10 protein-coding genes and 1 pseudogene are annotated in these 11,641 nt (G+C 70.6%); 4 read left to right on the top strand and 7 right to left on the bottom strand.

Annotated elements, in window-relative coordinates:
• The first annotated feature begins 129 nt into the window (after nt 1-129).
• Complete coding sequence (locus tag RB628_RS19005) at nt 130-564, top strand: VOC family protein (protein ID WP_318321671.1); 435 nt, start codon at nt 130-132, stop codon at nt 562-564.
• Nucleotides 565-624: 60 nt separating this feature from the next.
• Here the strand turns inward: RB628_RS19005 and RB628_RS19000 are convergent, their stop codons facing one another.
• Together RB628_RS19000 and RB628_RS18995 are read right to left on the bottom strand one after the other, a co-directional pair.
• Nucleotides 625-1,212 carry a hypothetical protein gene (locus RB628_RS19000; RefSeq protein ID WP_318321670.1) on the bottom strand — a complete coding sequence of 196 codons (588 nt, stop codon included), beginning with the start codon at nt 1,210-1,212 and terminating at the stop codon, nt 625-627.
• A gap of 67 nt (nt 1,213-1,279) precedes the next feature.
• Nucleotides 1,280-2,440, bottom strand: a complete 1,161-nt coding sequence (locus RB628_RS18995; protein WP_318321700.1) for an alkaline phosphatase PhoX — start codon at nt 2,438-2,440, stop codon at nt 1,280-1,282.
• 241 nt (nt 2,441-2,681) lie between these two features.
• Here RB628_RS18995 and RB628_RS18990 point away from each other — a divergent pair, with 241 nt between their 5' ends.
• Together RB628_RS18990 and RB628_RS18985 are read left to right on the top strand one after the other, a co-directional pair.
• Nucleotides 2,682-3,509, top strand: coding sequence for an SAM-dependent methyltransferase (locus RB628_RS18990; RefSeq protein ID WP_318321669.1), 828 nt, complete (start codon nt 2,682-2,684; stop codon nt 3,507-3,509).
• A gap of 150 nt (nt 3,510-3,659) precedes the next feature.
• Nucleotides 3,660-4,586: an oxidoreductase gene (locus RB628_RS18985; protein WP_318321668.1), complete on the top strand. Its 927-nt coding sequence runs from the start codon at nt 3,660-3,662 to the stop codon at nt 4,584-4,586.
• Between the two features lie 55 nt (nt 4,587-4,641).
• On the opposite strand, the gene nirD is transcribed toward RB628_RS18985, so the two are convergent.
• Genes nirD through RB628_RS18970 form a run of 3 tightly spaced genes read right to left on the bottom strand, consistent with a single transcriptional unit; the run spans nt 4,642 to nt 8,872 of the window.
• Nucleotides 4,642-5,004, bottom strand: a complete 363-nt coding sequence (gene nirD / locus RB628_RS18980) for a nitrite reductase small subunit NirD (protein WP_318321667.1) — start codon at nt 5,002-5,004, stop codon at nt 4,642-4,644.
• Nucleotides 5,001-7,616, bottom strand: coding sequence for a nitrite reductase large subunit NirB (nirB, locus tag RB628_RS18975; RefSeq protein ID WP_318321666.1), 2,616 nt, complete (start codon nt 7,614-7,616; stop codon nt 5,001-5,003). Before nirB ends, nirD begins: the two co-directional genes overlap by 4 nt.
• Nucleotides 7,616-8,872, bottom strand: a complete 1,257-nt coding sequence (locus RB628_RS18970) for an NAD(P)/FAD-dependent oxidoreductase (protein WP_318321665.1) — start codon at nt 8,870-8,872, stop codon at nt 7,616-7,618. Before RB628_RS18970 ends, nirB begins: the two co-directional genes overlap by 1 nt.
• Nucleotides 8,873-9,179: 307 nt before the next feature.
• On the opposite strand from RB628_RS18970, the pseudogene RB628_RS18965 reads away from it, so the two are divergent.
• Nucleotides 9,180-10,000, top strand: a pseudogene (locus RB628_RS18965) (sulfite exporter TauE/SafE family protein).
• Between the two features lie 13 nt (nt 10,001-10,013).
• On the opposite strand, the gene RB628_RS18960 reads toward RB628_RS18965, so the two are convergent.
• Both RB628_RS18960 and RB628_RS18955 read right to left on the bottom strand, forming a co-directional pair.
• A complete protein-coding gene (locus tag RB628_RS18960; protein ID WP_318321664.1) occupies nt 10,014-10,673 on the bottom strand; it encodes a class F sortase in 660 nt (219 codons plus the stop codon).
• A 154-nt stretch (nt 10,674-10,827) separates the two neighbouring features.
• On the bottom strand, nt 10,828-11,361 hold the full coding sequence (locus tag RB628_RS18955; protein WP_318321663.1) for a hypothetical protein: 534 nt from the start codon (nt 11,359-11,361) through the stop codon (nt 10,828-10,830).
• Nucleotides 11,362-11,641: the final 280 nt, after the last annotated feature.

The raw sequence follows: 11,641 nt of genomic DNA, 5'->3' as shown, positions 1-11,641 counted from the left end.
CCTCAGCGACCTGATGGTGGCTCCGGTGTACGAGAAGGGGCGGCATCCCTGTGCGGGGGATGCCGCCTTTTCGCTGGGCTCGGTGCACACCGGGAAATGAGCGACAGAGCCCCTTGCTATGGTGCGCCGATGTCATCGATCAGGCAGTTCCAGGTCACCTTCGACTGCGCAGATCCTGAGCGCGTCGCTCGCTTCTGGTGCGAGGTGCTGGGGTACGTCGTACCGCCGCCGCCGGAGGGATTTGCCACGTGGGACGATTTCGATCGCTCGCTGCCGCCCGAGCGGCAGGGCGCAGGGTTCGCCTGCGGTGATCCCTCGGGCGTGGGCCCGCGGCTCTACTTCCAGCGTGTGCCCGAAGGCAAGGTCGTCAAGAACCGGGTGCATCTTGACGTGCGGGTCGGCACCGGGCTCGTGGGTGAAGAGCGCCTCGCCGCGCTCGAAGCCGAGTGCGCACGACTGGTCGCGCTCGGCGCGGTGTGCGAGCGAGTGCTGGTTGCCGACGACTACAACGAGTCGTGCGTCGTGATGCAGGACATCGAGGGCAACGAGTTCTGTCTTGACTGAGCATCCTCCGGGACGCTCGTCGGTGTCCCCGGCCCCGCCCGCCACGTAAGGAACGGACCGTCAGGAGTAGACCATCGGACACCCCCGTCTGAGCGAGTGCTGTGCCGCGCGCAAGTACAGGGCGACATAGAAGGAGGCGTCCAGATCCCCGGCCCACGCCCCCGGCCGGGTCGCCGACAGCTCCTTCGCCGCGCCGTCCAGGAACCAGCTGGTCAGGTCCAGGTTGTCGCACATCTCCGGGACCTCGGGCGGCAGTGCGACCTCCGATGCCAACTTCGCGGCGATCGCCAGGACTTGCGGGGCGCCCACGATCACCGTCGAGTCGGAGTACGAGGACTCGACCGGCAGCTCGATCTCCTCGTCGAGGGACACCGGCACCAGTACCGACCAGCCGCAGAGCAGATCGGTCTCCGCCTCCGAGAGGTGCGTCTCGCACAGCGCCAGGAAGCTGTCCATGGACGGGACCAGTTTCTCCTCGAAGGACCGGCCCGACCCTCGTACGAAGTCCGCTGCCGCGGGCACCGACTCGAACCGGGGCAGGCCGCGCCGTACCAGCTCCGCGTTCAGGCCCGCGGCGATCTCCGCCCGCCCCTCCTCGTCCTCACCGAACCACTCCTCCGCACCGACATCGACCAGGTATACGCCCATGCCCGCAACGTACTGCGCACCACTGACATCAACGCCGGTGCGCAGTGCGGACGTACGGCGGCGGTGCCTATGAGCGGAACGGGCCCGTCACCTCGTACGTGATGCCGCCCGAGGAGCTGCCGCTCGTGCCCCGCTGGCTGGAGAAGTACAGGCGGCTGCCGTTCGGCGAGAACGCCGGGCCCGTGATCTCCGAGGCCGACTGGCCGTCGACGCGCAGGAACGGGGCGATCACGTCGTCCGGCGTGATCACGCAGATCTCCATGGTGCCGCCGTCCTCCGCCACGAACAGGTCGCCCGACGACGTACCGGTGATGTTGTCGACGCCGGTCAGCGGGGCCGTGCCCGAGGTGACGAGGGAGTCGTCGTACGCCAACTCGTATGTGTTCGCCAGCAGGTTGAGCTGCCAGACCCTGTTGTCGCCCTTCGTCGTGAACCAGACCTTGTCGTCGGCGTAGTGACAACCCTCGCCGCCGTTGAAGGACTTCGAGCCGGAGACCTGGGTGCGGGTGGTCGTCGGGGAGCCGTCCGGGTCCGGGACCGTCGCCCAGGTGTACGAGCCCGAGGTCGCCGTTCCGGCCACCAGGACCTGGAGGGTGCCGGACGACAGGTTGCCCCAAGTCGTGGGGACGAAGCGGTAGAAGCGGCCGTTCGTCTCGTCCTCGGTCAGGTAGACGACCTCGCGGACCGGGTCCGCCGCTGCCGCCTCGTGCTTGAAGCGGCCCATCGCCGGGCGCTGCGTCGCCGCGTCGGCGCCCCAGGGGTCGGCCTCGTAGACGTACCCCAGCGACACCTCCTCGCAGGACAGCCAGGTGTTCCACGGGGTGGGTCCGCCCGCGCAGTTCTGGCGCGTGCCCGACAGGATGCGGTACGCGGAGGTGACCGCGCCCGTCGACGAGAACCTGACCGCGCTCGCGCCGCCCGACGGGTTGGTCTCCGAGTTGGAGACATAGATCCAGCCCGCGCCGTCGGCGTAACAGGCCCCGCCGTCAGGAGCGTTGTGCCAGGTGTACGACGTTCCGGTGACCGTCCGGCCCGAGCGGGCGACGACCCGGCTGGTGAAGCCGGCGGGGAGCCTGATGCCGTTGGCGTCGGGCGCGGCGAGGGCTCCGTACGGGCCCGTGCCCGGCTGGGCGGGGGCCGCGTGGGCGGCGCCGCGCCACAGGGTGCCGCCGAGGACGGCCGCCGAGCCGCCGATGACGGCGGCGCGCAGGAGGGTGCGGCGTTCCACGTGTGCGTTCGCTCGTGCGTCCACTCTCGCTCCAAGGGGGGGCGTGACGTGCCGTGACGTCAGGGACCCTAGGGCGGCAGAATGGAATTGTCATGTACGCATCGCGACTCCCCGGTGGCCGTTGGTGATGGCCGGAATCCTCCGGTGCCCGAGCCTGGACCAGCGCAACCACACTGCGCTGACAGCGAGTTGACCTAGGTTGGTACGTGATGACCAGCACCGAAACGCAGGAGGCTCTGCCGTGTCAGACGACGACCCCATCACCTCGTCCGGTACCGGCGCCCGCGCGCGCACCCGTATCGACACCTCCAAGCCGCACTCCGCCCGCTTCTGGAACTACTTCGTCGGCGGCAAGGACAACTACGAGGTCGACCGGGAGATCGGGGACCACATCAAGGAGATCTTCCCGGGTCTCGTCGACGTGGCCGTCACCAGCCGCCACTTCCTGGGACGCGCCGTCCGCTACCTGGCAGACGAGCAGGGTGTACGTCAGTTCCTGGACGTCGGCACCGGCCTGCCGACCGCCGACAACACCCACGAGGTCGCGCAGCGCGCCGCCCCGGACGCCCGGATCGTGTACGTCGACAACGACCCCATCGTGCTGGCCCACGCGGACGCCCTGCTCGGCAGCACCCCCGAGGGCCGGACCGTCTATCTGAACGCCGACCTGTACGCCCCCGAGACGATCCTCGAAGCGGCGGCCGACACGCTGGACCTCTCCCGGCCGGTCGCCCTGATGATCCTCAACACGCTCGGCCATGTCGCCGACCACGACCAGGCGCGTGACCTGGTGGGCCGGCTGATGGCGGGCCTGCCGTCGGGGAGCCACCTGGTGATCAGCGACAGCACCGCCACCAGCGAGGGCATGATCGCCGCGTCGGAGGCGTACAACGCGAGCGGCGCCGTGCCGTACTACGTGCGGAGCATCAGCGAGATCGCCGGCTTCTTCGACGGCCTCGACCTGGTGGACCCGGGCGTCGTCCAGGTGCCCGAGTGGCGCCCCGGCCCCGGATCGGCCGGCCTTGCCTCGGCTGTCGACGCCTACTGCGGGGTGGGGCGCAAGCGCTGAAACGGGCCGCGGCCGTACTGCCACGGGTTTCAGCAGAGGCAGCCGAAACGGGGCGTGGAAACTGGCCATCGTGGCCCTTCCGGCGCAGTCTGGGGACACGAACCTGGGCCCACCAGGTCCGCCAGACCTGCCAATGGAGGTAACCCGGACATGTCGGGCTGGAACGCGCAGGACATCCCCGATCAGAGCGGCCGTACCGCCGTCGTCACCGGTGCCAACAGTGGGCTCGGGTACGTCACCGCGCGGGAGTTGGCGCGCGCGGGGGCGCGGGTCGTGCTCGCGTGCCGGAGTGAGGCGCGCGGGAACGAGGCGGTCGGGCGGCTGCTGGGCGAAGTGCCGGACGGCATCGCCGAGTTCTGGCGGCTGGACCTCGGAGACCTGAGCTCCGTACGGGAGTTCGTGGCTGAGCTTCCGTACGAGCGGATCGACCTTCTCGTCAACAACGCGGGCGTGATGGCGTTGCCGTACGGGACGACGGTGGACGGGTTCGAGACGCAGTTCGGGGTCAACCACCTCGGGCACTTCGCGCTCACCGGGCTGCTGTTCCCGGCGCTGACCGGTACGCCCGGCGCCCGGATCGTGAACCTCTCCAGCGGTACCCACGCCTTCGCCAACATCGACATCGACGACCTCAACAGCGAGCGGAACTACCGGCGTTGGATCGCGTACGGGCGTTCCAAGACGGCCAACCTGCTTTTCACGCACGAGCTGGCGCGCAGGCTGGCCGCAGCCGGCTCCGACCTCGTGGCCGCCGCCGCGCACCCCGGGTACGCCGCCACCAACCTCCAGACGGCCGCGCCCAGGATGCAGGGCCACAGGGGCGCCGAGCGGTTCATGGAGATCGGCAACCGGTACTTCGCCCAGTCCGCCGACGCGGGCGCCCTGCCCACGCTGTACGCGGCCACCGCACCCGGCGTACGGCCCGACGCGTTCATCGGCCCCAGGGTCCTGGGCTGGCGCGGCTCGCCCGCGAAGTCCTGGCGGGCGTCCTGGACACTCGACGACCGTGCGGGGGAACGCCTTTGGGCCGCCTCCGAGGAGCTCACCGGGGTGACGTACGAGGAGCTGAAGCGGTGAGCGCCCGCCCCGGCCGGTGGCTGGGGCGGGCGCTCACGATCAGCAGTGGGGTTCGTCAGGCGGCGGCGCGCACCTCGTACACCGTCACAGCCACCGTCTCGTCGTCGAGGCAGCGGCCCGACTCCAGGTCGAAGCGCTGCTTCAGGAGCGGGGAGGCGACGTACGGGCGGCCCTGGTGGGTGCCGGTCAGGCCGCGGGAGAGGACCGCCGCCCCGCCGAACGGGTCGCGGTTGTCGATGGCGTACAGGCTGCCCGCGCGGTCGCGGAAGACGGCCGCCTGCCGGCCGTCCGGCAGCAGGGCCGCCACGCCACGGCCCGGCAGCAGGAGGTTCAGGTCACAGACCGTGAACCAGCTGTCGACGCTGTTGTCGATGCGCAGTTGGACCTTCAGGTCGGTCGTCTCGGGTGCCAGGGTCATCGCTGGGCACTTCCTTCCAGGACGTCATCGGCGGGGCGCAGGCCGATGGACAGCAGCGGCAGGTCGGGCTTGATCTGGTCGCGCTCGGGGACGAAGCCGACGACCGGGTCGGGGGTGTCCGGCGCGTTCACGAAGGACACGAACCGGGCGAGCTTCTCGGGGTCGTTGATGGTGTCGGCCCACTCGTCGCGGTAGTGGGCGACATGCGCGGTCATCAGCGACTCCAGCTCCTCGCAGATGCCGAGGGAGTCCTCCACGACCACGTCACGTACGTGGTCCAGGCCGCCGGGGATCCGCTCCAGCCAGGTCGACGTGCGCTCCAGACGGTCCGCCGTGCGGATGTAGAACATCAGGAAACGGTCGATCAGCCTGATCAGTTCGGCGTCGTTCAGGTCCTGGGCCAGCAGGTCCGCGTGGCGCGGGGTCGCGCCGCCGTTGCCGCCGACGTACAGGTTCCAGCCTCCCGAGGTGGCGATGATGCCGAAGTCCTTGGACTGGGCCTCGGCGCACTCGCGGGCACAGCCCGACACCGCCGACTTCAGCTTGTGGGGCGACCGCAGCCCCCGGTAGCGCAGCTCCAGGTCGATCGCCATCCGGACGGAGTCCTGGACGCCGTAACGGCACCAGGTCTGGCCCACACAGGACTTCACCGTACGGAGGGACTTGCCGTAGGCGTGACCGGACTCGAAGCCGGCATCCACCAACCGTGTCCAGATCAGCGGGAGTTGTTCCACTCGTGCACCGAACATGTCGATTCGCTGACCACCGGTGATCTTCGTGTAGAGGCCGAAGTCGCGGGCGATCTCACCGATGACGATCAGCCCCTCGGGGGTGATCTCACCGCCGGGGATACGCGGGACGACCGAGTACGAGCCGTTCTTCTGCAGGTTGGCGAGGAAGTGGTCGTTGGTCTCCTGCAGCGCCGCCTGCTCGCCGTCGAGGACGTAGCCGCTCGCGCCGATGGTCGGGGCGAGGGAGGCGATGATCGAGGCGACCGCCGGCTTGCAGACGTCGCAGCCGTCACCGCCCCTGGCGCCGTCGCGGCCGTAGCGGTCGAGCAGGTCCTGGTAGGTGTTGATGCGCAGGGCGAGGACGATCTCGTACAGCTCCTCGCGGGTCTGTGAGAAGCAGCCGCACAGGCCCTTGTCGACGACGACACCGCTCGCCTCCAGCTCGGCGGTGACGAGCTGGCCGAGGACCTTGACGCAACTGCCGCACGTCGTACCGGCCTTGGTGCACTTCTTCACCTCGGGCACGGTGGTGCAGTTGTGCTCGGTGACGGCTTCGCGGATCGTGCCCTTGCGGACGTTGTTGCAGGAGCAGATGATCGCGTCGTCCGGCAGCGCGGTCGGGCCGAGCTGGGCCGGGCCGTCGGCGCCGGCCGGGAGGACCAGCGACTCGGGGGAGACCGGCGGGACCGTGCCGGTGAACGCGCGCAGTGTGCCGTAGGCCTCCGCGTCGCCGACGAGGATGCCGCCGAGCAGCGTGCCGTCCCGCCCGATGACGAGCTTCTTGTACAGGCCCGAGCGGGAGTCGGAGTAGACGACGTCCAGGCAGTCCTCGGCGGTGCCGTGCGCGTCGCCGAAGGACGCCACGTCGACGCCGAGCAGCTTCAGCTTGGTGGAGAGGTCTGCGCCGGTGAACGACAGCTGCTCGCTCTCGTCGGCGGCGATGGTCGCGGCGGCCGTCTCAGCCTGCTCGTAACCCGGGGCGACCAGGCCGTACACCCGGCCGTCGGAGGCCAGCGCGCACTCGCCGATCGCGAACACGTGCGGGTCGTCGACCGTACGGCACTGCTCGTCGACCGCGATGCCGCCGCGCTCGCCGACCGTCAGTCCGCAGTCGCGGGCGAGCTGGTCGCGGGGGCGGACACCGGCGCTGAACACCACCAGGTCGGTGGCGAGCTCGGAACCGTCGGACAGCTTCATGCCGGTGACCGAGCCGTCCTCGCCGACGACGATCTCCTGGGTGCCGACGCCCGTGTGGACGGCCAGACCCATCTCCTCGATGGTGCGCAACAGCGCCGCGCCGCCGCCGTCGTCGACCTGCACCGGCATCAGCCGCGGCGCGAACTCGACGATGTGGGAGGTGAGTCCGAGGCCCTTGAGAGCACCGGCCGCCTCAAGTCCGAGCAGACCGCCGCCGACCACGGCACCCGTCGTACGGGTGCTCGCGTACTCCTCGATGGCGAGGAGGTCCTCGATGGTGCGGTAGACGAAGCAGCCCTTGGCGTCCTTGTTGGGAACCGGCGGCACGAAGGGGTAGGAGCCGGTGGCGAGGACGAGGATGTCGTAGTCGACGACCATTCCCGAGCGGGCGGTCACCCGCTTCGCCTCGCGGTCGATGGTCTCCGCCGGGTCACCGACGTACAGCTCGATGCCCTCCTTCTCGATGAACGCCATGTCGGTCATCGAGAGGTCCTCGGGCGTCTTGCCCGAGAAGTACGAGGTGAGCGCCACGCGGTCGTACGCCGGACGCGGCTCCTCGCAGAGCACGACCACGCGGTGCGCCGCGGTCAGGCCGCGCTCGGCGAGTGCTTCGAGGAAGCGCTGGCCGACCATGCCGTGGCCGACGAGGACGATCGTGGGGGTGGCCCCATCAGTGGCGGTCATTAGGAGCCTCCATCGTTGGTGAGCAGGTGGAGCAACGGGCCGCCGTCGGAGGGGAGCGGCTCTGCTCCCTCCCAGGCGCGCGCGAGCGCGCCGACGGTGCCGAGTTCGCCGACGAGCACTCCGCCGACCAGCCGGTCGTCGCGGACGACGACCTTGCGATACGTGCCCCGGGTGGCGTCGGCGAGCTGGATGACGTCGTCGCCGGGGCGGGGGGTCGGCTCGCCGAAGGCGGCGAGATCGAAGGGGTTGCCGGTGTCGGCGGTGAAGTCGGTGAGGGTGAGACGGGTGAGGGCACGGGTGCCGGTGTACCGGGCGCCCGTGTCGCCGGCTCCGCCCGCGTCGCCCGCGAGCAACTCGGCCAGGACATTGGCCTGTTCGAGGGCGGGGGTGGCCAGGCCGTAGATCGTCCCCTGGTGCTGGGCGCAGTCTCCGAGGGCCCGGACGTGCGGGTCGGAGGTGCGGAGTTCGTCGTCGACGAGGATGCCCTTGTGCACGGCGAGCCCCGCGTCGCGCGCGAGCCCCACACGGGGGTGGACACCGCAGGCCAGTACGACGAGATCGGCGTCGAGGGTGTAGTGGTCGGCCATCTCGACCGACCGGACCCTGCCGCCCACACAGCGCACGTCCCGCACCCGGCACTCGGTGTGCACCTCGACGCCCAGCTCCTTGAGGTGCCGCAGCACCAACTTCGAGGCGCCCGGGTCCAGCTGACGTTCCATCAGCCGCTCGGCCTGCTGGGCGAGAACGACCTGTGCGCCGCGCACGGCGAGTGCGCGGGCGGCGGACACACCGAGGAGCCCGCCACCGATGACGACGGCCCGCGCCCCCGGACGTACCGCCTTGGACAGGCCCAGACAGTCGTCCATGGTGCGGAACGCGTGGACGCCTTCCGGGAGTTCGTGGTCCGGGGTGAACAGCCCGCGCAGGGGCGGGAGTACGGGGTTGGAGCCCGTCGCCAGCACCAGCGTGTCGTATGCGATCGAGGTCCCGTCGGAGCAGTGCACGGTCCGGTCGGCGCGGTCGATGTGCTCGGCCCGGGCGCGGACCAGACGGTCCGGCGTCGGCAGGGCGATCACCTCGGGGGCGTACCGCCCGGCGAGGACCTCGGCGAGCAGCACCCTGTTGTACGGGCGGTGCTCCTCCTCGCCGACGAGCACGACGTCCGAGGCGGACAGGCCGAGCTCACCGAGCCGCCGGGCGAGCCGTACGCCCGCGAGCCCGGCGCCGATCACCACCACACGCGCATTCGAGGTCATGTACTGCAGCGTGCGTTGCCGGTGTTACCCGACCGCATCACGTCTGTTTCCCGGGGGGCACGCTTCCCTCAGCGGGGGCCCGGAGTGGGTGTGAGGGTTCGGGAGGGGCGAGGCGGGCGGCTGTGAGGTGCATGAACGTCACGGCCTTTGGGTGCACGCATGCACGCACGTTACGGCCATGGGGGTGCATGACGTTACGGCCGAGAGGGGCTCGACCGCTACCGCCGTGGGGTGCGCAACCTCTGAAGATCCTCAATCTTCCGAAAATCCATGGTGCCCACACCTATCCCTTCCATAGCTCGCCATCATGCCCGACATAGCGCTGCCCCTGATCATCGCCCTCTGCGTCGCCGCCCTCGCGGCAGGCTGGATCGACGCGGTCGTGGGTGGCGGCGGCCTGCTCATGATGCCCGTACTCCTGCTGGGGCTGCCGGACACGTCGTCGGCGGCGCAGTACGCGCTCGGCACCAACAAGGCCATGGCGATCGTCGGCACCACGGGCGCGGCCGTGACGTACACACGCAAGGCGCCGGTGGACGTGGGCGTGGCGGTACGCATCGGGCTGGCGGCGGTCGCCGGGTCGACGGCCGGGGCGTTCGTGGCGGCCGGCATGAGCACGGACACCCTGAAGCCGGTCATCATGGTCGTCCTGCTCGGCGTCGGCGCCTTCGTGATCTTCAAGCCCGCCTTCGGTACGGCCCCGGCGACCACCCCGGTCCCCGCGCGCCGCGTCCTCGCCGCGATAGGACTCGCGGGCCTGGGCATCGGCTTCTACGACGGCCTCGTCGGCCCCGGCACAGGCACGTTCCTCGTCCTCGCGCTCACCGCACTGCTCCACCTGGACCTGGTGACCGCTTCCGCCACGGCCAAGATCGTCAACTGCTGCTCCCCCACTCTCGGCTTCGCTCGAGCGGGGGGACCCCCATCGCGGGCGCCCTCGCGATCTTCGCCTGGCAGGGCACGGTGTACTGGCGGCTGGGCGCGCTGCTGGCCGCGTTCAACCTGGTCGGCGGGATGGTGGGGGCGCGTACGGCGCTGAAGAAGGGGAGCGGGTTCGTACGGGTGGTCCTGCTGGTGGTGGTGTTCACACTGGTGGCGAATCTGGCGTATCAGCAGTGGGTCGCGTAGGCGGGGGAGGGGCTCAGCGACTGCTGTCGCTGCTGCTGCCGGTCAGATGGGCGAAGACGACGACGTTTGCCTCGTACCCCGTCCGGGGTGAGTATCCGCCGCCGCAGGTGATGACGCGCAGCTCGGGCCGGGACGCGGCGCCGTACACCTTCTCGTCCGGGAAGTGGTCCCTGTCGTACACCTCGACGGCGTAGACGGTGAAGAGCGCGGTGCTCCCGTCACGCCGCTCGACCTCTATCCCGCTGCCCTTCTTCAGGGCGCCGAGGCGGTAGAAGACGGAGGGTCCGTCGGCGTTGTCGACATGCCCGGCGACGATCGCGGTGCCCGTCTCGCCGGGGGCGGTGCCGGCCTCGTACCAGCCGGCGAGGTCCTCGCGCTCGGCGGGCGGTACGTCCAGACTGCCGGTGGAGGTGAGGCCGAGGCCCATCAGCGGGGCGTCCACGCGGATGGCGGGGATGCGGATGCGGAGGGGCGGGGAGGGCGGGAGCGCGGGGGACTCCGGTACGGCGGACTCGGGGCGGGTGGACCCCGGGTGGGTGGACTCCGCACGGGCCTGGGCGGCGGACGGTTGTGGCGGGGCATGCGTCTCGCCGCCGCTGCGCACCAGCCAGGCCCCGGAGAAGAGGGCGGCGACGGTGAGGGCGGCTATGGCGAGGTTGGCGAATCTGCGCACGTGGGCCTCCTGGATGCCCCTGGTTCCACCCCGGTGTTTCACCCTGACGTTCGCTCTGCTGTTCACCCCGGCCCCCCTCCGGGCCGTGAGGGGCGTCGGGCCCGGAGGGGAGGGGGACATGCGGTACCGGCGGACGGACGGCGGAGGGTGTCCGTCAGATCCCGTCGCCTCTCGCCCGGCGATGCAGGAGCCAGGTACCGCCCGCGGCGGCGACGGCGAGGGCCGCCACGCCGGCCGCGGTCTGTACGGGGTCGGGACCGAGCGCGCCACCGACCCCCGTCTTCACACTCCCCCTGGGATGCACGGGCGGCCGGGTCGAGGTGAGCGTGACGACAAGATCACCACTGACCCTCCGCTCACCCGCCTGCCCATCGCACCGGGCGACGATCTCGTACGTCCCCGGCTGCGCGCCCGGCGGCACCCGGAACTGCCCGACGGCGACCTCCTTGTGCGTACCCGGCGCGAGGACGAAGGCCCCGGCGCCCACCGCACTGGCGTCACCGGCGGCGGTACCGCCAGCTCCGCAGGCCGTGGTGTCGACGGTGACCTGGGTGCCGGGGGTGACGGTCTTCGGGTAGACCTCCAGCGCACCGCCGGTGCCCGCGTGCGCGGCGACGGCTGCCGGTCCCACGAAGGCGACGGCGAGCGCGGTACCGGTCAGCAGACGGGCGGCGGCGGTACGTCGCATCGGGCTTGCTCCTCCGAGAGCTTGCGAACGAGGTGGTCTGCTATCGAGGTAAGTGGCAGGGGGCGGGGAGCGCTCCCTGAGGGCCCGTCAGAATTGCGATGAACGGGTGGCGCGGGGCGACCGGAAACGACCCGCGCTTCGACATTCCGGCAGGTCATCGCCGTACTGTGGGTGTGTCGCGAAAGAGAACCCGATGGGCGGAGGTCGGGGGTGTGAACGGGTGACCGGGACGGAGGCGGATGCGGGCTTGACCTCAAGAAAGCTTGAGGTACGAGGCTGT

The sequence above is a fragment of the Streptomyces sp. ADMS genome (assembly GCF_033441795.1).
Lineage (GTDB): Bacteria > Actinomycetota > Actinomycetes > Streptomycetales > Streptomycetaceae > Streptomyces.
The sequence above is the reverse complement of the archived record's forward strand: the minus strand, read 5'-3'. Positions and strand labels throughout refer to the sequence as shown.

Excerpts from the sequence above, each read along its gene's own strand:
- nirD (WP_318321667.1), bottom strand. The coding sequence starts at position 5,004 with ATGACCCTGGCACCCGAGACGACCGACCTGAAGGTCCAACTGCGCATC.
- RB628_RS19005 (WP_318321671.1), top strand. The coding sequence starts at position 130 with ATGTCATCGATCAGGCAGTTCCAGGTCACCTTCGACTGCGCAGATCCT.
- RB628_RS18955 (WP_318321663.1), bottom strand. The coding sequence starts at position 11,361 with ATGCGACGTACCGCCGCCGCCCGTCTGCTGACCGGTACCGCGCTCGCC.
- RB628_RS18970 (WP_318321665.1), bottom strand. The coding sequence starts at position 8,872 with ATGACCTCGAATGCGCGTGTGGTGGTGATCGGCGCCGGGCTCGCGGGC.
- nirB (WP_318321666.1), bottom strand. The coding sequence starts at position 7,616 with ATGACCGCCACTGATGGGGCCACCCCCACGATCGTCCTCGTCGGCCAC.
- RB628_RS19000 (WP_318321670.1), bottom strand. The coding sequence starts at position 1,212 with ATGGGCGTATACCTGGTCGATGTCGGTGCGGAGGAGTGGTTCGGTGAG.
- RB628_RS18985 (WP_318321668.1), top strand. The coding sequence starts at position 3,660 with ATGTCGGGCTGGAACGCGCAGGACATCCCCGATCAGAGCGGCCGTACC.